The 25,193-nt window shown below is 37.9% G+C and carries 18 protein-coding genes; 16 read left to right on the forward strand and 2 right to left on the reverse strand.

All coding sequences use genetic code 11. The features are described from left to right. Positions 1-12: 12 nt before the first annotated feature. Positions 13-750, forward strand: coding sequence for an IS21-like element helper ATPase IstB (gene istB / locus ACW6NC_RS11630; protein ID WP_457866388.1), 738 nt, complete (start codon positions 13-15; stop codon positions 748-750). Positions 751-1,286: 536 nt separating this feature from the next. On the opposite strand, the gene ACW6NC_RS11635 is transcribed toward istB, so the two are convergent. Further along, the gene (locus ACW6NC_RS11635; RefSeq protein ID WP_457866232.1) at positions 1,287-2,372 is read right to left on the reverse strand and encodes a LacI family DNA-binding transcriptional regulator; all 1,086 of its coding nucleotides are present in this window, start codon (positions 2,370-2,372) and stop codon (positions 1,287-1,289) included. 301 nt (positions 2,373-2,673) lie between these two features. On the opposite strand from ACW6NC_RS11635, the gene ACW6NC_RS11640 reads away from it, so the two are divergent. The 9 genes from ACW6NC_RS11640 to nagA all read left to right on the forward strand — a co-directional run bounded on the left by ACW6NC_RS11640 (position 2,674) and on the right by nagA (position 16,323). Next, positions 2,674-5,889, forward strand: coding sequence for a SusC/RagA family TonB-linked outer membrane protein (locus ACW6NC_RS11640; protein WP_457866233.1), 3,216 nt, complete (start codon positions 2,674-2,676; stop codon positions 5,887-5,889). Between the two features lie 12 nt (positions 5,890-5,901). Then, a complete protein-coding gene (locus ACW6NC_RS11645) occupies positions 5,902-7,356 on the forward strand; it encodes a RagB/SusD family nutrient uptake outer membrane protein (protein WP_457866235.1) in 1,455 nt (484 codons plus the stop codon). A 38-nt stretch (positions 7,357-7,394) separates the two neighbouring features. After that, positions 7,395-8,777, forward strand: coding sequence for a 3-keto-disaccharide hydrolase (locus ACW6NC_RS11650; RefSeq protein ID WP_093411113.1), 1,383 nt, complete (start codon positions 7,395-7,397; stop codon positions 8,775-8,777). Between the two features lie 14 nt (positions 8,778-8,791). Then, complete coding sequence (locus tag ACW6NC_RS11655; RefSeq protein WP_457866238.1) at positions 8,792-10,105, forward strand: Gfo/Idh/MocA family protein; 1,314 nt, start codon at positions 8,792-8,794, stop codon at positions 10,103-10,105. A gap of 6 nt (positions 10,106-10,111) precedes the next feature. Continuing rightward, the gene (locus tag ACW6NC_RS11660) at positions 10,112-11,350 is read left to right on the forward strand and encodes a Gfo/Idh/MocA family protein (protein WP_457866239.1); all 1,239 of its coding nucleotides are present in this window, start codon (positions 10,112-10,114) and stop codon (positions 11,348-11,350) included. 103 nt (positions 11,351-11,453) lie between these two features. After that, positions 11,454-12,194, forward strand: a complete 741-nt coding sequence (locus tag ACW6NC_RS11665) for a glucosamine-6-phosphate deaminase (protein ID WP_457866241.1) — start codon at positions 11,454-11,456, stop codon at positions 12,192-12,194. Positions 12,195-12,346: 152 nt separating this feature from the next. Next, a complete protein-coding gene (locus ACW6NC_RS11670) occupies positions 12,347-13,378 on the forward strand; it encodes a Gfo/Idh/MocA family protein (protein ID WP_457866242.1) in 1,032 nt (343 codons plus the stop codon). 144 nt (positions 13,379-13,522) lie between these two features. Then, positions 13,523-15,025 (forward strand): sodium:solute symporter family protein, encoded by a 1,503-nt coding sequence (locus ACW6NC_RS11675; protein ID WP_457866244.1) that lies wholly within the window; start codon positions 13,523-13,525, stop codon positions 15,023-15,025. Positions 15,026-15,138: 113 nt separating this feature from the next. Then, positions 15,139-16,323 carry an N-acetylglucosamine-6-phosphate deacetylase gene (gene nagA / locus ACW6NC_RS11680; RefSeq protein ID WP_457866246.1) on the forward strand — a complete coding sequence of 395 codons (1,185 nt, stop codon included), beginning with the start codon at positions 15,139-15,141 and terminating at the stop codon, positions 16,321-16,323. Positions 16,324-16,561: 238 nt separating this feature from the next. Here the strand turns inward: nagA and ACW6NC_RS11685 are convergent, their stop codons facing one another. Continuing rightward, on the reverse strand, positions 16,562-17,596 hold the full coding sequence (locus ACW6NC_RS11685; protein ID WP_457866248.1) for a LacI family DNA-binding transcriptional regulator: 1,035 nt from the start codon (positions 17,594-17,596) through the stop codon (positions 16,562-16,564). 538 nt (positions 17,597-18,134) lie between these two features. Between ACW6NC_RS11685 and ACW6NC_RS11690 the strand changes: the two genes are divergently transcribed. The 6 genes from ACW6NC_RS11690 to ACW6NC_RS11715 all read left to right on the forward strand — a co-directional run bounded on the left by ACW6NC_RS11690 (position 18,135) and on the right by ACW6NC_RS11715 (position 25,182). Beyond that, positions 18,135-19,520: a 3-keto-disaccharide hydrolase gene (locus ACW6NC_RS11690; RefSeq protein ID WP_457866249.1), complete on the forward strand. Its 1,386-nt coding sequence runs from the start codon at positions 18,135-18,137 to the stop codon at positions 19,518-19,520. Next, positions 19,510-20,850 (forward strand): Gfo/Idh/MocA family protein, encoded by a 1,341-nt coding sequence (locus tag ACW6NC_RS11695; protein WP_457866250.1) that lies wholly within the window; start codon positions 19,510-19,512, stop codon positions 20,848-20,850. The genes ACW6NC_RS11690 and ACW6NC_RS11695 overlap by 11 nt, the downstream gene beginning before the upstream one ends. 589 nt (positions 20,851-21,439) lie before the next feature. Further along, a complete protein-coding gene (locus ACW6NC_RS11700; protein WP_457866251.1) occupies positions 21,440-21,586 on the forward strand; it encodes a hypothetical protein in 147 nt (48 codons plus the stop codon). Positions 21,587-22,013: 427 nt separating this feature from the next. Further along, complete coding sequence (uxaC, locus tag ACW6NC_RS11705) at positions 22,014-23,417, forward strand: glucuronate isomerase (protein WP_457866253.1); 1,404 nt, start codon at positions 22,014-22,016, stop codon at positions 23,415-23,417. A 36-nt stretch (positions 23,418-23,453) separates the two neighbouring features. Beyond that, positions 23,454-24,494, forward strand: a complete 1,041-nt coding sequence (locus ACW6NC_RS11710; RefSeq protein WP_457866254.1) for a PfkB family carbohydrate kinase — start codon at positions 23,454-23,456, stop codon at positions 24,492-24,494. Between the two features lie 16 nt (positions 24,495-24,510). Continuing rightward, positions 24,511-25,182: a bifunctional 4-hydroxy-2-oxoglutarate aldolase/2-dehydro-3-deoxy-phosphogluconate aldolase gene (locus ACW6NC_RS11715; RefSeq protein ID WP_093411156.1), complete on the forward strand. Its 672-nt coding sequence runs from the start codon at positions 24,511-24,513 to the stop codon at positions 25,180-25,182. The last annotated feature ends 11 nt before the right edge of the window (positions 25,183-25,193 follow it).

Consider the following 25,193-nt stretch of genomic DNA (forward strand, 5'->3'; position numbering starts at 1 on the left):
AATCCAATGAATATGAACAACAATCAGACTATTGAAAAACTAAAACAAATGCGCCTGGGGGCTATGGCCCAGTTGCATCTGCAACACATAAAAGACAACCGCATAGAAAATACCACTGCCGATGAATACCTGGCACTGCTAATCGACCACCAATGGGAAGACAGGCAGAACCGGAAGATAGAACGGCTCTTAAAACAGGCCCGCTTTAAACAAGAGGCTAACCTAGCGGATGTGAATTACACTCAAAACCGAAACCTGGACAAGAATATGTTTACGCGCTTAGGCACTTTGGATTTTATCTCCAGAAAGGAAAACATCATTTTTACTGGGGCTTCCGGGGTTGGTAAAAGTTATTTAGCCCAAGCTATAGGACATCAGGGGTGTATGATGGAATACAAAACCATTTACACCAATACTGCCCGCCTTTTTAAAAAATTAAAACTAAGTAAGGTGGATGGTACTTATCTAAAAGAACTTGGGAAACTCATCAAAGCAGATTTATTAATCCTGGATGATTTTGGACTGCAGAGTTTTGATAACCACGCCAGAGAAACCCTTATGGATATAATCGACGATCGGTACAACAAAGCCTCCACAATAATATCATCACAAATACCCGTATCGGCCTGGTATGATATTATTGGGGAAGGAACTATAGCGGATGCTATTTTGGACAGGATCGTGAACTCCTCACACCGGATTGATCTCAAAGGGGAATCACTAAGAAAAGGAGCTCTAAAGAATGAATAACATTAATTTTTTATATAATTGCAGTATCTTTCAAAGTGGCACTGTTTGACCGAAACAGGTGGCACCATCACTCCGAAATAGCCAAATGGTAGGAAGTGCGAAAATCGAATACATCTAATGCGCAAAAGGTTGCTAATATATAGCAAATCAAAAAGAACCAGAACAGAGCGCGCCTCAAAAGAATTAAGGTATTCATAATTTGGTATAATTAATTAAGTTAAAATCCTCTTATCTTATGATTGTTTTTCCGGTGCGCACACGTTGTTATACGATTTTTTTTGATTAAATATTAACAAAGGTTAACAGTTCGTTTTCTTATGGGAGGGGAAGTTTAGTGTTTTGTTAAATCCAGTAGAATTATTAACACCATTTAAATTTAAAGATCAGGTCTAAGATATTTTTTAGACTGTTGGACTGAAAATTGGTTTCCTTATTTGTCCCTTGCTGGTTGGGTTTTTTATGTACTTGATTTTAATATTAATTTCATTTTCTGTTTTTTTGAAATATTGGGAATACAATATAAAATAGTCTTGTTTTTATTTATGGGAATTAAAACTTTTGCTTGAATCACGAATAATTAGTTCTGTTTCTAGAACTACAGTTTCGGAAGAAATAATTTCGCTTTTTTCTTCAATCTGTCGTATAAGTAAGTTAGCGGCAGCTTGACCCATTTCAAATGCCCTGTCATTAATCGTTGTCAAGGTTGGTTCTATAATTCTTGAAATAGGGTAATTACTAAACCCAACAACAGAAATATCACCAGGAATCGAATAGTTAGCCTTTTTAAATACCTGTATGGTACTAACAGCCGTGTAATCGTTAGCGCAAAATATACCATCCGGTTTGTGTTCAAGGTTTAAAAATTTTTTTGCAGAATAGACACCTTCGTCATAATTAAGATCTTTTGTATATTCAATCAGCTTTTCATCTAAAGGGATATTATGTTTCACCAAGGCCGCTTTATATCCTTTTAACCTTTCTTTATATATGCTGACTTCCGGGTTTCCAGATATATGAGCAATTCTTTTGCAGCCGGAAGAAATTAAATGTTCGGTGGCCTTATAGGCTGATTGGTAGTCGTTAATGACAATTTTGCTTGCCTCATAGTTTTCAGGAACCCGGTCATAAAATACAACTGGAACTTTATTATCTTTTAGTTGATTAAAGTGGTCATAATTGTTTGTTTCCAGGGCTAAACATACTATAATTCCATCTACCATTTTTGTTTGAAGAATCTTGGCAATTTCCTTCTCTCGATCTAAAGAGTCTTGCGACTGAAATATTGTAACATTATATTTTCTCATATAAGCCATTTCTTCAATCCCACTAATCACCAGTGAGTGGAAATGAATACCTATACGTGGAACTATTATTCCAATCGAAAGCATAGTATTTTTCCGGAAATTTGAGGCGATAGAGTTTTGAGTATAACCCAATTTTTTCACTGCTTTTTGGACTTCTTCCTTTGTTTTCTTGCTTATTGCCGGATGGTTATTTAGAGCCCTGGAAATAGTAGAAGGAGCATATCCTAATTCTCTGGCTAGATCCTTTATCGTAATTCTTTTTTTTAACATAATTTTTATACAATCGTTTGCATTGAATAATGCTAATTTAAAAATCAAAAATACATATTTTTCTTCTAATATAAGCTAATACTCCTCTAAATACAGGGTTATTTCCTGATTTTTTTTATTTTATTATGCAAACGTTTGCATAGTTTAAAAACTTAACATAGTTTTGATTCAGTAATTTGTTTAACTAATTTTTTAACTAAACCTATGAAAGAAAGAAAGAAACCTGAAATATTTAACGTGCACACAAAAGAACGTGTACACAAAGCAAAACTTTTTTAAAACTTTTATTAATGGGCGAAAACGATTTAGTAAGAGAAATTATAAATGTTAACCAATTAAACAACCAAGTATGAAATTAATAAGACGATCTATTTTTAAGGGATCAATGAGTTTCGGGCGCTTTTTCCTGATAACGTTTTTTTCTTTAGGTGTATCCATATTTATGTATGGTAATCCAGAGACTAGTGCAGAACGCAGTTTATACCTTGAACTTGAAGCAGATTATAATGAGGGTAATTTTTTAAATGCTCAGGAATTTACAGTTACGGGAACTATTGTAGATAATTCTGGTCTTCCTATGCCTGGAGCTACTGTTTTGGAAAGAGGTACCAATAATGGAACGCAAACTGACTTTGATGGGAATTTCACTTTATCAGTCTCGGATGAAAATGCGGTTCTTGTGGTGTCTTTTGTAGGTTTCGTGACACAGGTAGTAGGGGTTGAAGGACGGCAAACTATAGACATAGCGCTCGTAGTTGATGCTGCTGCCTTAGATGAAGTTGTTGTTGTCGGGTATGGTACTCAGCAAAAGAGACACCTTACTGGATCGGTAGGTTCCATTGATATGGAGGAAATAAGTCGACCTGTAGGGGACTTTGGACAGGCTATGTATGGACAAGTTCCTGGGGTGAAGATTCAAAATACAAGTGGTGCCCCGGGGGCATCATCTAGAATTCAGATTCGGGGAATTACTTCTCTAAGCGGTAGTTCTGCACCCTTAATTGTTATTGACGGGGTGCCGATGCCTTCGATTGATCTAAATAACATAAATTCAGCGGATATTTCCTCAATAGAAATTTTGAAAGATGCTGCTTCGGCTGCTATTTACGGATCAAGAGCAGCTAATGGTGTCGTTTTGGTTACTACGAAACAGGGTAAGCCAGGGGAGCCTAATATAGCTGTTAATTACACCTATTCTATGCAAAATATAATGACAAAAGTTGACATGATGAACGGCCCTCAATATGCTCGAGCTTCTATTGATGCTGCTCAGAATGGATGGGTTGACAGTGGTGGTGATCCAAATGCTCCTAATACTATAGAAGCCCGGGGAGAATACAAATATACTTGGCCCGAAGCATTGGAGAATCCAGAATCATTATGGGATACGGATTGGGAAGAGCTTTACAGTCGTGTGGCACCCATGCATAAAGTAGACTTGAGTACCTCAGGAGGTAACGAAAAATCAAGATATTATTTATCCGCCGGAGTTCTTGATCAAGAAGGGATGATAGTAACTACAGATTATCAGAGATATACTCTGAATATGAATGCTGATACAAAAGTTAAAGAATGGTTGAAGGTGGGGGGGATGCTAAACGTTGCCTACGACAACCGAAGTGCATTAGAAGGTCGTGCAATGAACGCTATCCGTGAATATCCACAAATATATCCTGAGTTTGGGAATAATGGTTATTTGGGAGGTCCTATGTCCATTGATGGTTTTGAAAATCACTATAACATTTTAATGCGGGCCAATGCAGCAGGGCATCCTTATTGGCATCTTTACGGGTATGATGATGATCGACATAGTGTAACTACCTTAGGTAATTTATTTACGGAGATAGATTTATTACCAGGTTTAAAATTTAGGAGCTCACTGAATGCGTCTTATACGCGAAACGACCAGAAATTTGTGCAAAAAGTGGATGCGGGGGTAGAATCACTAAACAGAGGTAATGTGTCAAGTAATATGGACCGTACTTTGAATTACACACTTGAAAACCTATTTATATATGATATGAGCTTTGGTGAGCATAATTTTGCTGCGGTGGCGGGTTATGAATTTAATCAACGCGACTATTATTATTTGCAGGGCCAGCGAAGTGATTATGATAACGATGAAGTGCCATATCTATCAGGTGGTGCAACAATAAACAATGCAACTGATAATGCATCTGAATATGCCTTAATGTCCATTTTAGGGCGTGTAAACTATAATTATAGTGGGAGATATCTGATTTCAGCTACTTTTCGTCGTGATGGTTCTTCTCGGTTTGGACCCGATAATAAATGGGGTAATTTCCCCTCGGTATCTGCGGGATGGATAATTAGTGAAGAAGGGTTTATGGAAAATTCCAGTGTAATAACTAATTTAAAATTCCGAGCAAGCTATGGTTTAACAGGTAATGACGGTTTTCCTGATTATGCGTGGGTGAGTCGGATGCAAATGACACCGCTGGCTATTGGAGATAATACATCTACATCATATTTCCCTTCAAGTGTGCAAAATCCTGATTTGGCATGGGAGCGAACAAGACAGGTTAATCTTGGTATTGATTTAGGAATTATGGATAACCGTTTTACGCTTGAAGCAGATTATTTCGAATCAGTATCAGACGGATTACTTTTAAATGTCCCTATTCCTACTACCTCAGGTTTCGGTTCTATATTCAGAAATATTGGAGAACTGGAAAGTCATGGATTTGAATTAGGGGTTTCATCACGAAATCTCGTTAGCCTTGAAGATGGCCTAAATTGGACAACACATGCTACATTTTCAACGGAAAGAAGTCTTATAACGAAATTAGGTCCTAATGACGCTCCATTAACCCTTTCGAGAAGTAATATGAATATCCGTAATGCTATTGGTGAAGTTCCTTTTAGCTTTTTTGCTTATGATTATGACGGGGTTTATATGAATCAGGCTGAAATTGATGCTCATGGAGTTGAATACAATTTCCCAGTCCATCCGGGAGATGGAAGATATAAGGATGTAAATGGTGATGGCCGTATTACGGCAAATGACCGGACTATTGTTGGTAATAATCAACCAGATTTTATTTGGGGGTTAAATAATAATTTTCATTACGGGAACTTGGATTTCAGTTTTCAATTAGGAGGCCAGGTCGGCGGTGAAATATATAATGCTCATGCCCGTAGATCGATTTTTAATCATGAAGGGCGTAATTATTTCGCAATTCTTGAAAACCGTTGGAGATCTGAACAAGAACCTGGAGACGGCTACCACTATAAGCTCAATGTGGATATTGACGGTATGGAAAAACAACCATCAGATTATTGGTTAGTGAGTGCTACTTATTTGCGCTTAAGAGATGTAACTTTAGGCTATACCTTAGGTGATAATCATGCTCAGAGTTTGGGCGTGTCCAGTGCAAGAATATATTTAAACGGAGTAAACTTACTAAATTGGCAGGAAGCGGAAACCATTGGTGATCCGGAAAATACCACTGGATCTAATAGTGACGCTGCAGTTTCAGGAGTACAATTTAATTCTTATCCTACAGCGAGAACGATTTCACTTGGCTTGAATATTAACTTTTAAAATGAAATGATTATGAAATTAAATAAATATCTATTAATTGTTCCTTTCATCTTGTTCCTTAGTTCTTGTGATGAAGATCGTCTTGACCTTTATCCTTTAACGACCCTCTCAGAAGGAACATTTTACCAGGACTTATCTCAGATTGAATCGGCTGTGGATGATGTATACCGTCAAATAGGACGGCTATATGATTCTCGTAGTATACCATCGCTTTATGGAATACTATATTCTGATAATGGAGAGGTCGTTGCTCAACTTGCTGGAACTCCTGTTTATCAACCAATTGATAACCATGAAATAACGGCAGATAATCCTTTAATAGAGGAGGCATGGGACGTTGCTTATAATGCGATTTTCATTACTAATAATCTAATCGAGCAGCTGGAAACCACTGAAGTGGAAATCAGTGAAGGTTATAAAAAGAGAATGATCGCCGAAGTCAAATTAGTACGGTCACTTGCTTATTTTAACCTTGTTAGAGCTTTTGGTGCAGTACCTCTTATTACTGAGAGTATTTCCGCAGCTGAAGCTTATGATTATTTAAGGGAAGATCCTGATAAAGTATATGAACAAATAATAAACGATCTTACTTTAGCTAAAAATGATCTACCAGCAAACTATTCTGGTGGAGATGTTGGCCGAGTTACGCAATACAGTGCTGCTGCTGTTCTAGCAAAAATACATTTAACAAGAGGGGAAATCACGGCTGCACAAACGGAACTTGAATTTATAATTAACAGTGGAGAATTTTCTTTGGATGCTAATAATGATGGAACAGTGAATGTGGAAGATTATTTATATCTCTTCAAATCAGATACCAAAAATAGTAAATCTTCAATTCTGGAAGCCCAATATATGTCTGGGGTAAATGCCGCTAATTCCAGACATCAAACGGATTTTTCACCTTATGCAGAAGATTGGAGGCATCCATGGATCGATGAAAGTATTGTTCGAGGAACGGGGTTTAATATCCCTACAGATGATTTAGCATCTGAATTTGAAAGTGGAGATCTAAGAGAGGAAATTACAGTAGTTCCTGGTTACGAAAATGCTTCAGGCATTTTTAGGGAGGATGCTTTTACCTTAAAATATTTTGATCCAAACTGGTGGAATCCCGGCCAAAACTTCGAAATTATCCGCTATGCTGATATTCTACTGATGTATGCTGAAGTTACAGGTGATCCCGAATACCTGGATATGGTCCGGGATAGGGTTGATTTGCCTCCTTATGGATCACCTGATTATCCTTCAGCTTTATATCCTACATTAGAATTGGCAATAGAACATGAAAGAAGAATGGAACTTGCCATGGAAATGCATCGTTTTTTCGACTTGGTTAGAACAGGACGTGCAGTTGAAGTGATGCAAGTTAAGGTGCCCAGTTTTGATAGTGACAAATTGTTATTTCCAATACCACTTTATGCAATTGATGTAAATCCGGGTCTGACACAAAACCCGGGATATTAAAAAATTTATTTTAAAGAAACTTAAAAATCGAAAATTTCATGAAATCAAAATATTCATTAATTCACAAAACAGGACTATTAGTTTTTATTTTGTGTTTTCTTATAAGTTGCAAAGAAACTTCGCCTGACGAGGGACCGTGGGTTGAATTATTCGACGGAGAAACTTTAGATGGCTGGTATACAAAAGGTGGAGATGCCTCTTATCGAATTGAAGATGGAGCTATAGTTGGTTCAACAGTATTTGATACCCAAAATACAAGTACTTTTTTAATAACTGAGAAGGAGTATGATGATTTTATTCTTGAACTTGATTATAAGGTGGATCCCAACATGAATTCAGGTATCCAGATTAGGAGCAACAGCCTTGAACATTATATGGATGGAAGAGTTCATGGTTATCAAATAGAAATTGATCCGTCAGAGAGGGCCTGGAGTTCTGGAATTTATGATTCAAGTAGGCGGGGCTGGTTATTTCCTTTAAGGGATAACCCTGAAGCTCGGGATGCTTTTAAGCAGAATGAATGGAATAATGTGAGGGTTGAGGCTATTGGTGATACTATTAAAACTTGGATTAATGGCGTGCCAGCCGCGCACCTGATTGATGATAAAACGAATAAAGGTTTTATTGCTCTTCAGGTACACGGTATTGGCGAAAATGATCCGGAAGGAACGGAGATCAGCTGGAAAAATATAAAGATACTTACAGAAAACCTTGATCAGTATTCTAAAGAAATGGCTGTAGAACCTGTTAACACCAAAAATCAATTGACCTATAATGAAGAGGAAAATGGATGGGAAATGCTTTGGGATGGTGAAACCACTAATGGCTGGCGTGGGGCACGGTTGGATGAATTTCCAGACAATGGATGGATTGTTAAAAATGGCGAGTTAGTGATACTTGCTAGTGGAGGAGAAGAATCTGCTGCGGGAGGGGATATCGTAACGACGGAACTTTATGGCGATTTTGAGTTGAAGATTGATTTTAAAATTTTTGAAGGATCCGCTAATAGTGGGATTAAATATTATGTGGATACAGATATCAACAAAGGACCCGGTTCTTCCATTGGTTTGGAATATCAAATACTGGGAGAAGATCACCCTGATTATGAAGAAGGAAGTCATCCCGGAAGTAGGAAGATGGCTTCTTTATATGACCTGATAGAAGCCGATCCTATTCCTGTTAATCCTGTTGGAGAGTGGAATACTGCACATATCATTTCAAAGGATAATTATGTGGAACATTGGCTGAATGGTGCGAAAGTTCTTGAATATGAGAGAGGAAGCAATGATTTTCGGAAATTAGTGCAAAATAGTAAATATGAAAAATGGCCTGAATTTGGAGAATTAGAAAAAGGCCGTATCCTTTTACAGGATCATGGGGACCACGTTGCTTTTAAAAATATTAAAATAAAAAAACTTTAAATTAAATTAATCCAATGACGACAAGAAGAAATTTTATTAAGAAGACCTCCCTTGGAGGTGCTGCGTTCACTTTACTTCCAGGAGTAGGATATGCAAATATCTTTGGTGCCAATGAACGTATTAATGTTGCAGTTGTAGGGGTTCATAGCAGAGCGAAGGCACTTATTGGGGGGATTAATGCTTATTCTAATGCGAAAATTATTTATAGTTGCGATGTTGACAGTGAAATATTAAAAGAACATAGTACGTGGTGCCAAGAGAATATAGGTTATATTCCTAAAGAGGAAAAGGACTTTAGAAAAATGCTTGAAGACAAGGATGTAGATGCTGTATTTATAGCCACACCCGATCATTGGCACGCGCCAATGGCCATTATGGCTTTACAAGCTGGGAAACATGTTTACGTTGAAAAGCCTTGCAGTCATAGCCCTTATGAAAATGATGTCTTGGTAGCCGCACAAAAAAGGTATGGAAAGAAAGTACAAATGGGAAACCAAACCCGCGCTAGCAGCCAACATAAATTAGCTGTTGAAGAAATCAATGATGGTATCATTGGAAAAGTTTACAAAGGTGAAGCGTACTATACCAATAACAGACCTTCAATAGGGAAAGGGAAAATAATTGAAGTGCCGAAAACATTGGATTGGGATTTATGGCAGGGGCCTGCCCCGAGAGAGGATTATAAGGACAACATTCATCCTTACAATTGGCATTGGTTTCGTAAGTGGGGCACGGGCGAAGTCGCAAATAACGGACTTCATGAAATTGATATTCTACGTTGGGCACTCGGAGTTGATTTACCGAAAAGTGTAACATCCTTTGGTGGTAAATATACCTATGATGATGATTGGGAATTTCCGGATAACCAGGAGGTAACCTACCAATTTGACAATGATAAGCTTATTACCTATAAAGGACATAGCCGTGGAAAAATAGTAGTGCCTGACCAACCCGAAGCTATAGTTTATGGAAGCAAAGGAGCTATAATTTTTGGATCAAATGATTATACAGTACACGACCTTGACGGAAACTTAGTTAAAGGAAAAAATGAAATAGATAAAATGGATAGCACTGATACTATGGGAGGAGGATCTACTACTGTACTTCATGTAGCCAACTTTTTCGATGCTATCAGTAAAAATGAAGTTTTAAATTCACCTATTGTTGATGGAGCTATTTCGACCATGCTTACTCATTATGGGAATATAGCCCAATTTACGGGCCGTACTATTAGTATAGATCAATCAACAGGTAAAATAGTAGAGGATGCTGAAGCTATGTCACATTGGAAGAGAGAATATGCTGAAGGATGGGAACCAAAATTATAGAAAAAAATGAAGAGAAGGGAATTTGTGATAAAAGGAACTATGGCATCATTGGCAGTGGCATCTTCAACTTCCATGTTAGGGAATTTTTATTCCTCTAAAGGTTCCAAAGATGTTGTGAATATTGGCATAATCGGCACGGGAAGCAGAGGTGGAGGTTTAATCCCTTTTATTGAGGAAGTTGAAAATTTAAACCTTGTAGCGCTCTGTGATAATCTCCCGTTCAGATTGGAGGATGGCCTCAAAAGGGCGAATCGGAAAGTTACCGGCTATTTAGAATACCGGAAGATGCTTGAAAACAAAGATATTGATGCGGTTTTGGTCGCGACCCCTTTTTATTCTCATTCTAAAATAGAGATTGATGCATTGCAGGCGGGGAAACATGTCTATGGAGAAAAAACCCTGGCAAAAGGCTATAAGGAAATCAAAGATTTACTGCTGCAAGCTAAAGCTTCGCCCATGGTATTTCAGACAGGGCATCAGCTGCGTAGTTCACGGCTCTATGTCCACGTGGTGGATCTAATAAAAAATGGGAAAATTGGACAAGTTGAGGCTATTGAATGCCAATACAACCGGGATAGTAGTTGGAGAAGACCTGTGCCGAGTCCTGAACTGGAGAAAGCTATCAACTGGAGAATGTACAGGGAGTTTTCTGGCGGACTTGTAGCTGAACTTTCTTCCCATCAGATTGATTTTGCCAACTGGTTACTGGATTCCACTCCCACCCAGGTTATGGGGACAGGAGGATTAGATTACTGGAAAGATGGCCGAGAAATATATGACAATGTTCATCTTATCTATAGTTATCCAAATGGAGTAGAGGCTAAATTCACCTGTTTAAGTACCAACGCAAAAGATGGTTATCAGATTAAGGTTATCGGAGAAAAAGGCACAATACTATTAGGTTTTGCAGAGGCCTGGCTTTTTCCTGAAGGTCAACCTGAGAAAAAACTTGGAGAAGTTGATGGTGTTTCTGGAGCAACCATTTCTTGGGAACAAGGTAAAGGGATACCCATTAAAATAAATCACAACGACCCGAGTAAGCAAGCTCTAATGGATTTCAGGGAAAGTATTGTAAATAAAAAAAATCCCATTTCTGATATAGTTTCTGGGGCTAAGACTGCTATCTGTGTTCAGATGGCTTTAGACGCAATGCACAATAATGAGATTGTTCATTGGAAGTCGGAATTCGATGATGTTTTAAAACATGTTCATAAACGTTCCTTATCTGGTGGACTTTCTAGATAAAAACCAATTCGGGTTTTTACTAAAATATTTTATCACTTCAGGTATTGTTTAGAATTGAGTTTGATAATTCGATAACAACAATCAGAGTAAATTTTAATTTTATATGACAATAAATATAAGTGAAAATCCTGCGGAACTCGGAAAATTAGCAGGGAGTTCTGCAGCAGATTTTATTCGTGCATCTATTGACAAGAGGGGTGCCTGTAATATAATATTGGCTACAGGTACCAGTCAATTTGAAACCTTAAATCAGCTATTAGAGGAGCCTGATATTAATTGGAGTAAGGTAGTGGTGTTTCATTTGGATGAGTATATAGACCTGCCAATAACACATCCTGCCAGTTTCAGGAAGTATCTAAAAGAAAGATTTGTAGAAAAAGTTGACACCTTGCAATCTGTTTTTTTTATTGATGGAGAAGTCGATCCTAAAGATGAATGCAAACGTTTAGGGGAGGCCATTCACAAACATCCTATTGATGTTGCTCTAATTGGGATTGGAGAAAACGGACATTTAGCTTTCAATGACCCACCTGCCGATTTTGAAACCGATGATCCGTTTATTGTAGTGGAATTGGATGAAGAATGTAGGAAGCAACAATTTAATGAAGGCTGGTTTCCAAACATTGAAGCAGTGCCTCGGAAGGCTATCAGCATGTCTATCAAGCAGATATTGAAATCAAGGCATATTTTCTGCTCTGTGCCAGATAGACGGAAAGCCAAGGCAGTTAAAGATTGTTTGGAAAAAGAAGTGAGTAACTTTCATCCGGCGAGTATTTTACAGCAACACCCAAATTGCCACATTTTTTTAGATACGGCTTCGGCTGCATTATTAACAATTAAATAAATAAGATTTTAAGACAATGAAAATTCGTTTTGTAGACTATGACTCCATGGTTAGCAGCAAAGCATTTAGAATTTCAGCTATTAAAAGAAATTTATAAAATCATCCTATTTTTTTGACCCTTAGAGTCACATCACCATTTTAGTAAATTAATTATGAAGAAAATAAAGCTTGGTTTTGGTATAATCGGAACAGGTTCTATTGCATCTCACCATGTGAAAAGTCTTGAGGAAATTGAAAATTGTGAATTAGTTGCAGTTTGTAGTTCTACAACCGAAAGAGCAAAAATAGCTTCTGAAAGGTTTGGAGTTCCGGCATATTCAAATATTGATAATTTCCTGTTAAGGGAAGATTTAGATATAGTATCTGTTTGTACTCAGAGTGGAAACCACATGGAACCTATAATTGCTGCAGCTATGGCAGGAAAACATATTATAACAGAAAAACCTCTGGAGGTAAGCCTAAAGAGGGCTAACCGAATCATATCTGTTTGTAAATCACAGGGTGTAAAATTAAGTGTTATTTTTCAAAATAGGTTCAATCCAGGTTATCTGCAATTGAAACAAATTGTTCAACAGGGTTCTTTGGGTAAATTGATTTTAGGGAATGCTTATATCAAATGGTATAGACAGGAAGATTATTACAACAAGAGCAACTGGAAGGGAACCCTTAAAGGAGATGGGGGTGCAGCTTTAATCAACCAGGGCATTCATACAATAGATTTATTGCTGGATATTATGCAAGATGTACAAAACGTATTTGGACAGGTAAAGACGATGGTACACGATATTGAAGGAGAAGATATTGGAATTGCTTTATTAAACTTTAAAAATGGAGCTATGGGAACTATTGAAGGAGGCACATCACTGTATCCTGGTTACGAGGAACGTTTGGAAATCTTTGGTGAATATGGAAGTATTATTTATGAAGGGGGTAAAATAGTTAATTGCGATTTTAAAGGAAAAGAAGATTCAGCGATTGACCCTCCAAAATTTTCATCAAGTGGGGCTTCAAATCCTATGTCTGTGGATTATCGATTGCATAAGTTACAAATAGAGGAGATGGTGGACGCAATTCACAATGACCGAGAACCTTTGGTAAATGGTGAAACTGCCATTAAATCTTTGGAATTGATATCAGCAATCTATCAATCTTCTAAAGAGAAAAAATTAATCGATCTAAAATGAAAGGATTATGCTGCTAGTTAATAGAAGTGTATTAAGGTAAAAACTCATAAAGGCCGCCAGCATTTCGTGCATCAAACATAGAAATACCATCCTCTGTAAGCAAAAGTAAAAGTGGATAATTTAGTAACAATAAATGATTAAACAATGGAGGTAAACAATATCGATATTATAGTAATTTCTATTTTCTTTTTAGCAATGATCATCATCGGGATTTATGCTTATTTTAAAAACCAAAGTTCTGAAGATTTTTTTATTGCAGGGGGGGATCTGCCTTGGTGGTTATCTGGAATTTCTCACCATGTTTCAGGTTATAGTGGTGCTGTTTTTGTGGCTTATGCGGCGCTTGCCTATACTCATGGATTTTCTTTATATGTATGGTGGGCATTTACTATAGGAGTGGCAATAATAGCAACTGCTAAAATTTTCCCTGTCTATTGGGTTCGTTTACGAAAAAAATTTCAAATTCAGTCCCCACTGGAATATTTAGCTATTCGGTATAATGTGTTAACTCAGCAGATTATAGCGTGGGTTGGTGTTACACTTAAGCTTTTTGATGTTGGAGCCAAATGGGCTGCAATTGCCATTCTTCTAAACGTCACTACAGGAATTCCATTCGAATATGGGATATTAATATCAGGCGGTATTTCCCTGATTTACATAACTATAGGTGGACTTTGGGCTGTGATTTTTACAGATCTGGCGCAATTTCTTGTGCAGCTTATAGCGGGTATCACGATGTTTGTGGTGGTGGTAACCAGATTTGGAGGATGGAGTTCCATTACCGGAATTTGGGACCAGCTTCCCTCTGAAAATAGCCAGTTATTTCATGATCCTTATACTATAAGTTTTGCTGTGGTTTTTCTATTCATTAACTTTTTGAGTTATAATGGGGGTAGCTGGCCTCTTGCAACGCGGTACATTTCATCTAATACCGAGAAGGCTGCTTCAAAAGCAGCTTATCTCTCAGGGATACTTTATTTGATATGGCCCCTGATCTTGTTTTTTCCTATGTGGGCAGCTCCTCTTATTTTACCTGATATGGAGGATCCCTCGCAATCTTATGGTGTTTTGATTGAAGAACTTTTGCCACATGGACTAATTGGTTTAGTTATCGCTTCTTTATTTGCCAATACTATGTCGATGACTTCGTCAGATATTAATACTATCTCTGCTGTCATTACACGAGACATACTTCCCGTCGTATCTGATAAATTCAAAAATAAAAGAACATCATTATTAACAGCCCGAATCACAACTTTTGTGTTTACTTTTTTGACAATTGTAATTGCCTTTCAGTATGAATATTTTGGGGGAGTATTAGGACTTATTGTTACATGGTTCGGGGCGTTAATTGGGCCTATAGCTGTGCCATTATTGTTTGGTTTGATTCCTTTTTTTAGAAATTGTGGTCCGGTTGCAGCTATTTCTTCCGTGGCGGCGGGATTAGTTACCTTTAGTATAACAAAAATTTTAACCATGGATGGTATAACAGAAATTTTAGCAGTTGAAAGTATGGCACTAGAGATAGGTTCGCCGGTGATTGTTAGTATGATTGTCTATTCTTTCGTTGGGTGGATGAGAAGAAAGCCTGTGACAAAAGAGGTAAAGGATTTAGAGGCTGCAATAGCTGTGAAATCAGATGGTTAATTAATATTGAAACCAGAATATAATAGTGTTTCGAAAGAATAATTATTTGTGCCATTTTAATTATGGTTTTAAATAAGGGAAAATAACCCGTAGACTTAAGTTTTATAAAACCTATGAAAAAGATAGTTATAACCAATGGAAAGATTATTACCCCGTTTAGAATAATTCCTGAAGGAACAGTGGTTATAACAGGAAGTAAAATTACCACTGTTTGCGAGGGAAAGCTTGACGTTGGTAATGCTAATATAATTGATGCAAAGGGACATTATGTTTCACCGGGTTTTATAGATATTCATGTTCATGGTGGTGGAGGTTTTGATTTTATGGACGGGGACGAGCTAGGATTTTTAAAGATAGCAGAATTGCATGCAAAATATGGTACAACTGCAATGGTTCCTACCACATTGACTAGTGAAAAGGAGCATTTGATTAAAACTTTAGACCTCTATGAGCAAGCTCACAAAAATAATAAGAATGGTGCCGAATTTTTGGGGCTTCACTTAGAAGGACCGTATTTTGCTATGAATCAAAGAGGGGCTCAGGATCCCCGTTATATTAGGGATCCGGACCCTCAAGAATATATGGAAATTCTTCAACGATCAAATCTAATTGCCCGGTGGAGTGCAGCACCTGAAAGAAATGGAGCAATGGCTTTTGGACGTCATCTTCAAGAAAAAGGTGTATTGGCAGCTATTGCTCATACAGATGCTGTGTATGAAGAAGTTGTGGAGGCGGTTGAAAATGGCTATTCTCTCTCTACTCACCTCTATTCTGGTATGTCTGGAGTAAGTCGCAAGAATGCTTTTCGATATGCTGGGGTGATAGAGAGTTCCCTGTTAATGGATGAATTAGATGTAGAAATTATCGCTGATGGTATTCATTTACCTGCTCCTTTGCTAAAATTGATTTACAAAGTGAAGGGGCCATATAAAATTGCACTTATTACCGATGCTATGCGGGCAGCGGGCAATCCACCAGGAGAAAGTATATTGGGTAATAAACAAAATGGCTTAAAAGTTATTGTCGAAGATGATGTGGCCAAGCTTCCAGATCGAACTGCTTTTGCAGGCAGTGTTTCTACTGCAGATAGATTGGTTCGGAATATGATCGAAATGGCCGATGTTCCATTGCGAGATGCTATTTTAATGATGAGTACAACCCCCGCAAGAATAATGGGAATTCAAGATAGAAAAGGAAGTTTATTAACAGGAAAAGATGCAGATATTGTCATATTTGATCGGAACATACAAATTCAGGAAACCATTATTGGAGGAAAGAGAGTGTATAAAAAATCTTAATTAAAATAGAAAGAGTTTCTATAAAAACAGAAATAATGCTTTTTAAGGATACCTTGCTATCAAATTAGGCTGTTATTATATCTAATTATTAATCCAATTGAAGGCGACAGCCAGCACTTTTCCCATAATGGCGGTGCTATAACAACCTTCTTTGTTAGGAAATTTTAAGACCCACATCGTATTTTATTTGTGGTTGCTATAAGTACTATTTATTTATTTTTTATTTTCGTTTCTTGTCCTAAGTTATTTTTACTGGTTTCTGACTAGATTTTCTTTCAATCAAATTAGGCTGTAAGACAACAGTCCTATATTGCCATGGATTTTTCCCCTTTGCATTTATATTCTCTATTAGTAGTTCACATGCCTTTTTCCCCATTTCGAATCCAAACTGGTCCACGGTGGACAACGGAGGATCTATCACTTCAGAAAGAGGATCATTACTAAAACCTACGAATGCAATATCGTTTGGAATTCTTTTGCCGATCCTTGATAGATATTTCATTGCACCGACTGCTGCAGCATCATTAGCAGAAAAAACGCCGTCAATATCATCAATTTTTTCCATAAGGCTTTTCATGCTTTCATAACCATAGTTTTTCATAAGGCTTGATTCCTGGACAAGTGCAGGATCAAATTTCATTTTGTTATTTTCTAAAGCCATTTTATAACCGTTTAAACGATTTTTATAAAGCTCAAGTGTTTGGGGACCGGCGAAATGTGCAATTTTTTTGCAACCTTTTTCTATTAGATGATTTGTTGCCTGATATGCTCCCTCATAATCGCCTGTAATAATTTTATTGGTATTTGTCATACTGGCGCAATGACGGTCAAAAAATACAAGAGGAATATTTAAATCCTGTAAATGTTTTAAATGTTTACAATTTTCAGTTTCCCAGGAAATCGAAATTAATACACCATCCACCCTGTTTGCGACAAAGTTGTTAATTATTTTTTTCTCCCGGTCCAACTGTTCGAGGGACTGGGAAATAATTACATTATATCCTTGAGTGAAAGCAGCTTCTTCTATACCGGCTATTGTGGTAGAAAAGAAAAATCTGGAGATCCTGGGAACAACAATTCCTATGGTGTTACTTTTATTTTGTCTCAGATTTGAGGCTAATAAATTAGTGCTATAACCCAATTCCTTAGCTTTTTTTAGAACTTTTTCTTTCGTATTTTTAGATACTCGAGGACTATCGTTTAATGCTCGGGATACAGTGGAGCTATCAATAGCCAAGGCGTTAGCAATTTCATAAATCGTTGTTTTTTTCATTCCATTAATTAACTGGGACAAATATCTGTTTTTTTAAGCTTTCTAAATGTTAGGAGGCTGAGAAATTTTAAACACAGAATGTTTAATTAGGCAAGGTAATGATGATTTTCTGAGATTAAATACAATCGATTGTATAATTTTTATTAAGTTTGGAAAGAAAAGAGACCATAACAAAGTTCAAATTCCAAAAATCATGGAAATTATGACGAATTCAGTTCGCATCACCCTGATAAAGTTTAAACATATAATACTCAATAATTTAGGAGCCACTTTTAAATTTTGGAGCTATTTAAGGAAAATGAGATTAACTTAATCTTATGTATGCCCGATTTATAGCCGCACACGCTTTTCCGGTAGATAAAAATCAGAATTCCGGCAAGAAGATGATCACCTTGAAAATTTTAAAAGAATAACTAAACTATTTGTCTCGGCTGCAGGTGGTTATATGAATGGCTCTTATGCTGGTTGACGGTTGCCGGATGGAAAGATAAACCATATTTATCCTATAATTTTAAAGCATTAACCTGAAATAAGTATTATGAATAAAATTACTGTACAATTTTCATTTTCTGTCTTTTTCGTTTTCTTAGTCATCGCTTGCGGGCAGAATGCTAAAGATAAAGATACGCCATGGCAGGACATCACTCCAGAAAAAGGACTAAAGGGCTGGGAAGTAAAAGGTGGTGAGGCGGAATACCGCCTGGAAAATAACACAGTGATCGGTAAAACTGTGCACGGGACGGCCAATACTTTTTTGAGTACCGAAAAGAATTATGATGATTTTATTTTAAAATTGGAATTTAAAGTTCACCCGAGTATGAATTCGGGAATTCAAATTCGCAGTAACAGCATTCATAGTTATATGGATGGTAGGGTTCACGGCTATCAAGTTGAAATCGATCCCAGTGATCGCGCCTGGAGTGGGGGAATTTACGATGAAGCCCGACGTGGCTGGCTGGTAAATTTAGAAGGGAATCCTGAAGCTCAACAGGCTTTCAAACAAGATGAATGGAATACCTATCGCGTTGAAGCCATCGGCGATACCATAAAAACCTGGGTAAACAGTGTGCCGGCTGCTCATCTTATAGATGAGAAGACCGCCAGCGGATTTATTGCTCTACAGGTACACAGCATCAATGAAGATAGCGAAGAAGGTACTGAAATCAGCTGGCGAAATATTAAAATTTTGACGGAAGATTTGGAAGAATATTCAAAGGAAAGTCCACTAGAGCCTGTAATTACTAAAAACCAACTTACTAAATCGGAAGCCGAAGTTGGTTGGGAAATGCTTTGGAACGGGGAATCTACTGAAGGATGGCGTGGTGCGAAGCTTGAAGAATTTCCTGAAGAAGGCTGGGAAATAGAAAATGGCGTATTAACCGTTTTAGCCAGTGGCGGAGAAGAATCGGCGGCAGGTGGCGATATTGTGACTAAAAAACTGTATAGCGATTTTGAATTGAAACTAGATTTTAAAATCACCGAAGGTGCTAATAGCGGCATCAAATATTTTGTAGATACAGGACTCAATAAAGGTGATGGCTCAGCTATCGGACTTGAATATCAGATTTTGGATGATGAGAGGCATCCCGATGCCAAAAAAGGTAACCACGAAGGTAGCCGAACTATGGCCTCCCTGTACGATTTAATTCAAGCCCATCCCGATAAGCCTGTAAATCCCATTAGGGAGTGGAATACAGCACGAATTATTTCAGAAGGAAATCACGTAGAACATTGGCTAAACGGTGAAAAAGTTCTGGAATATGAAAGAAAAACAGAAGAATTCAGAAAATTGATTGCTGAAAGTAAATACGAAGATTGGCCTAATTTCGGGGAACTGGAGGAGGGACACCTTCTTTTGCAGGATCACGGCAACCGTGTAAGTTTCAAAAATATAAAAATAAAAACATCTCAATATGAGCAGTAGAAGAGATTTTATCAAGAAAACAGGTTTGGCCGGAACAGGAATTGCCCTTAGCAGTTCGGCTATGGGAATGCCGGCGAGCATTTACCGGAATATTATAGGTTCAAACAATCGAATCAACATTGCCATTGCCGGTTTGGGGAGACGATTAGGTGCTTTTCTTGAACCAATTGCCGCAGAATCTTCCAATGTAAAACTACTTTATTTATGTGATGTGATGAAAAGTCAGCGGGAAAATGCACTGGAGCGTTTTTCGGAGCATATTGATTACAAGCCCAAACTGGAAACCGATTTCCGAAAAATTTTGGAAGATCAAGAAGTGGATATGTTAATCAATGCCACGCCCGATCACTGGCACACGCCGGGTTCGATTATGGCGTTACAGGCCGGAAAACATGTATATGTAGAAAAACCTTCCAGCCATAATATGGAAGAAAATGAATTGCTGATAGAAGCCCAGAAAAAATACGGAAAATTGGTGCAAATGGGCAACCAGCAACGCTCTTCGTTACATACTATTGAAATTATTAAAGATATCCATGAAGGAAAAATAGGAAAACCTTATAAAGCTGTCGCTTTTTATACTAATGCTCGGGGTGAAACTCCAGTGCAGCAAAAGGCTCCAGTTCCCGATGGACTCGATTGGGAGTTATGGCAGGGGCCGGCACCAAGGAGGGAATACACCGCTGAAACCTGGGATTATAACTGGCATTGGTATGGCTGGGATCATGGTACGGCCGAAACCGGAAATAATGCCACTCACGAGTTTGATATTGCCCGGTGGGCTCTTCAGGTGGGATATCCGCAACGTGTAGAGGTAGAAGCTGCCAAACGACACTTTTTAAATGATGGCTGGGAAATGTACGATACCATGGAAGCCACTTTTAAATATGCTGATGATAAAATTATTCAGTGGGATGGCAAAAGTCGAAACGCTTATGACACATACGGCGGTGGCCGTGGAACGGTAATTTATGGTAGCGAAGGCGGAGTGTATGTAGACCGGCAACGTTACAAATTAACCGATCGCCAAGGAGAAGTTGTAAAAGAATTTAACTCGGAAAGTAACGAAGGCGGCACCGCCCTTGGGGGTGGGGGCAATATGTCGACCGCCCATGTAGTGAATCTTTTTGAAGGTATACGCGGAAAGTCAGAGCTTAATTCACCAATAGCAGATGCTAATATTAGTACGGCTATGGTACACTATTCCAACATTGCTGCTCGCCTAGGTAAAGGTTTTGATATAAATGAAAATACCGGTCGTATGTACGACCGTGAGGCCATGGGCCTTTGGAGCCGGGAATATGAACCCGGGTGGAAGCCCAAAATTTAATTATGGAAAGAATAAGCGTTGTAATAAAAAGTGGGATAGGAGCTGTGGGAATGATATCTGCTAAGTATCCACTTAATTCCTTTTCTGGAAATGACATTATAAATATAAAGAATAGGAGACCGTGGAAGTGGACTTATTCCTAATATTGAAAAATTGCCAAGTTTAATTTGATAGCCTGTTGTGATATACTATCCTTCCGACTTGAAAAGGCATTGTTCAAATCAAAGAAAAAGGTATAAGATAATAGTTATTACAGAGGAATTTGAGATGATAGAAATATAGATGCGGTTTTGGTAGTGATTCCTATCAATACCCTTGCTTCAATAAAAAATGGCGACCTGGATGCCGGTAAAACATGTTTATGAAGATAAGACTATGGCAAAGGGATTCGATAGAAAAAAAAATTAAGTTCCAAAGTTCATCAAGGAGGACATTATTATCATATTTATCATTTATAGAATCACATAATTGGTTTAAAGAAAGGAGGAAGGTGGAAAATATTACAGTTTTTGAATGTCAATAGAATTGATTTAGTGATTGGAGGAGGCCAGTTCCTCATTCAGATTTGGAAGGTTTGATTAACTGGAAAATGTATAAGGAATATTCTGGTGGTCTTGTAGCTGAATTGTGTTCCCATCAGAGTGATGCAGTAAACTGGGTTTTAGATGCCGTTCCCCAACAAGTTATAGAGGTTTGGGATCATAGATTATTGGAAGGATGGAACGGGGGTCTATGATAATATCCAACTTAATTATTTATATCCAAGCGGGATTAAATATAAATGACCCATTTAGAGCAGGTTATATGATTATCAAATTAAGGTTTTAGGTAATAAGGGAACTATTATTTTGGATTACGAAAAAGTGTGATTCTACCTACAAACTAAGAACGAAGAGAGAATAACATATGATTTTGATAGTGTTTCCGTCGCAATAATGGCATGGGAAGAGGGCAAGGAAATTCTATTAGATTACAACATATACCATCTTCAGAAAAAGCCCTGAAAGACTTTGCAGAAGACTTCTAAATAACTCAACTCTTGCTTCAAATGTTTTAACTGGATAAAATCAGCTCTATCGGTCCACATGCTTTGCCTAGTGGAAACGTAATTAAATGGCAAAACGAATTTGATGGGTATTTTGCAATGAATTAATAATATTTATATGAAAAAAAATGTGTATTTAAATAGAAACTTTCTTCTCGAAAACAAATATTCAGAAGAACTTTTTCATAAGTATGCGGCCAACCAGCCTATTATAGATTATCACTGTCATTTATCTCCTAAGGAAATTGCCGAAGACCGGGTTTACGAGAATATAAGCCAGGTCTGGATTGCCGGAGATCATTACAAATGGCGTGCGATGCGCACCATGGGTGTCAATGAAAATTATATTACCGGAGATGCTTCCGATAAGGAAAAATTTATGGCCTGGGCTAAAACAGTGCCCAATACCCTAAGAAATCCCCTTTACCATTGGACGCACCTGGAATTGAAAAGATACTTCGGGATCGATGAATTGCTCAATGAGGATTCAGCAGAACGTATTTACGAAGAAGTAAATAAACAATTGCAAAAACCTGAGAATTCATGTCGTGGGTTGCTTAGGCAAATGAATGTTGAAACTGTTTGCACTACTGAAGACCCAACTGATACTCTGGAATACCACCAGCAACTTGAAAAAAGCGATTTCGAAATAAAAGTGAGTACAGCATTTCGCCCTGATAAGGCTATACTTATTGAGGCTGAAACCTATAACGATTACCTGGACAAACTGGGAGAAGTAGCTGAAATTTCAATAGATTCTTATGAGGACCTTCGAAATGCCTTGCGAAAGCGTATTGAATATTTTAATGTTAACGGATGTAGTTTATGTGATCACGGTCTGAATTTTATTTCAGCAGAAGATTTCACTGAAAATGAAATTGACAAGATCTTCAGTAAAAGAAGAAAGGGAGAATCAATTTCCGATTTAGAAGCTGAAAAGTTTAAGAGTGCAATTTTACTTTATTTGGGTGAAACTTATCATGAGTTTGGATGGGTTCAGCAATATCACCTCGGTGCTTTGCGTAACAATAATAAACGAATGCTGAAGCAATTAGGGCCCGACACCGGTTGGGATTCCATTGCCGATTATAAGCAAGCAGAAAACCTCTCTAAATTCCTTGATAAACTTGATGGAAAAAATAAATTGACCAAAACCATCCTTTATAATTTGAATCCGGCAGATAATGAGATTTTTGCCAGTATGACAGGGAATTTTAACGATGGAAGTATTAAAGGAAAGGTTCAGTTTGGATCGGGTTGGTGGTTTTTAGATCAAAAAGACGGGATCATCAAACAACTTAACGCATTATCGAATATGGGACTGGTAAGTACATTTATTGGGATGTTGACAGATTCCAGGAGTTTTCTGTCGTATCCAAGACATGAATATTTTAGAAGAGTCTTGTGTAATTTGTTCGGCCAGGAAATCGCCAGTGGGGAATTACCAGGAGATTTAGATCTGGTAGGTAAGACCGTTGCGAATATTAGTTACCATAATGCTAAAGAATATTTTAAATTTTAGATAAAAAAAATATAAATAATTGAATAACAATTAAATATGAAAAAAGTAGTAACATTTGGAGAGATCATGCTTCGGTTGGCCCCTCAGGAACATCTGAGGTTTTCCCAGGCCACCAGTTTTGATGTAGTCTATGGAGGTGGAGAATCTAATGTGGCAGTATCCCTTGCTAATTATGGCGTGCCTGTAGATTTTGTAACACGCTTACCTAAAAATGATATTGGTGACTGCGCACTAATGGAAATGCGTAAAAGAAACGTAGGTGTTGATAAAATTGTATTTGGAGGAGATCGTCTTGGGATTTATTTTTTGGAGACCGGAGCTGTAAGCCGTGGTAGTAAGGTTGTTTATGACCGTGCTCATTCTGCTATGTCCGAAATTGATGAGGGTATGGTAGACTGGGAAAAAGTTTTTGAAGGAACAGAATGGTTCCATTGGACCGGTATTACCCCTGCTATTTCCCAGGGAGCGGCAAATGCCTGCCTGGAATCAGTAAAGGTGGCTAGGAAAATGGGAATTACCATTTCCACCGATCTTAATTATCGCGCTAAGTTATGGAAATACGGAGTTGAGCCGGAGGCTATAATGACCGAGCTTACTTCCTATTGTGATATCATTCTAGGAAATGAAGAGGATGCTGAAAAACATTTTGGAATAAAACCGGAAGGTCTGGATATTACCACCCAGGGTGAACATGTAAAAGCAGAAGCTTTTTTATCGGTTTGCCAGCAAATGATGGAGAAATTTCCAAATGCTAAGAAAGTAATTACCACACTTCGGGGTTCACTTTCGGCTTCTCATAATACCTGGGCGGGAGTGTTGTATGATGGAGAAACCATGTTTACATCCCCGGAATATAATATCACCCATATCGTAGATAGAGTAGGTGGGGGAGATTCATTTATGGCTGGTTTGATCTATGGATTGTTGACCTATCCTGATGATGACCAGAATGCACTGAATTTTGCCGTAGCTGCTTCAGCTTTAAAGCATACCATAAAGGGAGATGCGAATTTGGTGACTATTGATGAAGTTAAAAAATTAATGGGCGGCGATGCTTCAGGGCGGGTTGCCAGATAACAAGAAAAAAGAAAAAATGGCTCAGTATTCAAGATTAGAAGTAGCATCTGTGATGCAGCAAGATGGGATGGTTCCCTTGTTCTTTCATTCAAATGTGGAATTGGGAAAAAAAGTTCTAAAGGCTTGCTATGATGGGGGCGGACGCATCCTAGAGTTTACTAGCAGAGGGGATTTTGCTTTTGAGATCTTCGGAGAACTTAATAAATATGCTTTAAAGGATTTACCCGGAATGGTACTGGGGGTAGGATCTGTAACCGATGCTGCCGCTGCGTCTCTTTATATGCAACTGGGAGCGAATTTTATCGTTACCCCTGTCTTAAGAGAAGACATTGCTATTGTCTGTAATCGCCGCAAGGTGCTTTGGTCCCCGGGCTGTGGATCTCTTACAGAGATTGCCCGTGCCGAGGAACTGGGCTGTGAGATAGTAAAACTATTCCCAGGTGGAACTTACGGACCTTCCTTTGTTAAGGGAATTAAAGGGCCTCAACCCTGGACCAGCGTAATGCCCACCGGAGGGGTTTCTCCTACCGAGGACAACCTAAAAGGTTGGTTTGAAGCAGGAGTTACTTGTGTAGGAATGGGGTCAAAACTGATTTCCAAAGATATCCTAGAAAATAAAGATTTTGATCAGCTGAAAAAAACTGTTAGGGAAACCCTGTCGATGATTAAAACTCTTCGGAAGAAATGAGTGTAAAACCT

It is taken from the genome of Salegentibacter profundi (assembly GCF_054121475.1).

Bases quoted from the DNA above. Each gene is read 5' to 3' on its own strand.
- istB (WP_457866388.1), top strand. From the start codon at position 13: ATGAACAACAATCAGACTATTGAAAAACTAAAACAAATGCGCCTGGGG.
- ACW6NC_RS11640 (WP_457866233.1), top strand. From the start codon at position 2,674: ATGAAATTAATAAGACGATCTATTTTTAAGGGATCAATGAGTTTCGGG.
- ACW6NC_RS11645 (WP_457866235.1), top strand. From the start codon at position 5,902: ATGAAATTAAATAAATATCTATTAATTGTTCCTTTCATCTTGTTCCTT.
- ACW6NC_RS11650 (WP_093411113.1), top strand. From the start codon at position 7,395: ATGAAATCAAAATATTCATTAATTCACAAAACAGGACTATTAGTTTTT.
- ACW6NC_RS11655 (WP_457866238.1), top strand. From the start codon at position 8,792: ATGACGACAAGAAGAAATTTTATTAAGAAGACCTCCCTTGGAGGTGCT.
- ACW6NC_RS11660 (WP_457866239.1), top strand. From the start codon at position 10,112: ATGAAGAGAAGGGAATTTGTGATAAAAGGAACTATGGCATCATTGGCA.
- ACW6NC_RS11665 (WP_457866241.1), top strand. From the start codon at position 11,454: ATGACAATAAATATAAGTGAAAATCCTGCGGAACTCGGAAAATTAGCA.
- ACW6NC_RS11670 (WP_457866242.1), top strand. From the start codon at position 12,347: ATGAAGAAAATAAAGCTTGGTTTTGGTATAATCGGAACAGGTTCTATT.
- ACW6NC_RS11675 (WP_457866244.1), top strand. From the start codon at position 13,523: ATGGAGGTAAACAATATCGATATTATAGTAATTTCTATTTTCTTTTTA.
- nagA (WP_457866246.1), top strand. From the start codon at position 15,139: ATGAAAAAGATAGTTATAACCAATGGAAAGATTATTACCCCGTTTAGA.
- ACW6NC_RS11685 (WP_457866248.1), bottom strand. From the start codon at position 17,596: ATGAAAAAAACAACGATTTATGAAATTGCTAACGCCTTGGCTATTGAT.
- ACW6NC_RS11690 (WP_457866249.1), top strand. From the start codon at position 18,135: ATGAATAAAATTACTGTACAATTTTCATTTTCTGTCTTTTTCGTTTTC.
- ACW6NC_RS11695 (WP_457866250.1), top strand. From the start codon at position 19,510: ATGAGCAGTAGAAGAGATTTTATCAAGAAAACAGGTTTGGCCGGAACA.
- ACW6NC_RS11700 (WP_457866251.1), top strand. From the start codon at position 21,440: ATGTATAAGGAATATTCTGGTGGTCTTGTAGCTGAATTGTGTTCCCAT.
- uxaC (WP_457866253.1), top strand. From the start codon at position 22,014: ATGAAAAAAAATGTGTATTTAAATAGAAACTTTCTTCTCGAAAACAAA.
- ACW6NC_RS11710 (WP_457866254.1), top strand. From the start codon at position 23,454: ATGAAAAAAGTAGTAACATTTGGAGAGATCATGCTTCGGTTGGCCCCT.
- ACW6NC_RS11715 (WP_093411156.1), top strand. From the start codon at position 24,511: ATGGCTCAGTATTCAAGATTAGAAGTAGCATCTGTGATGCAGCAAGAT.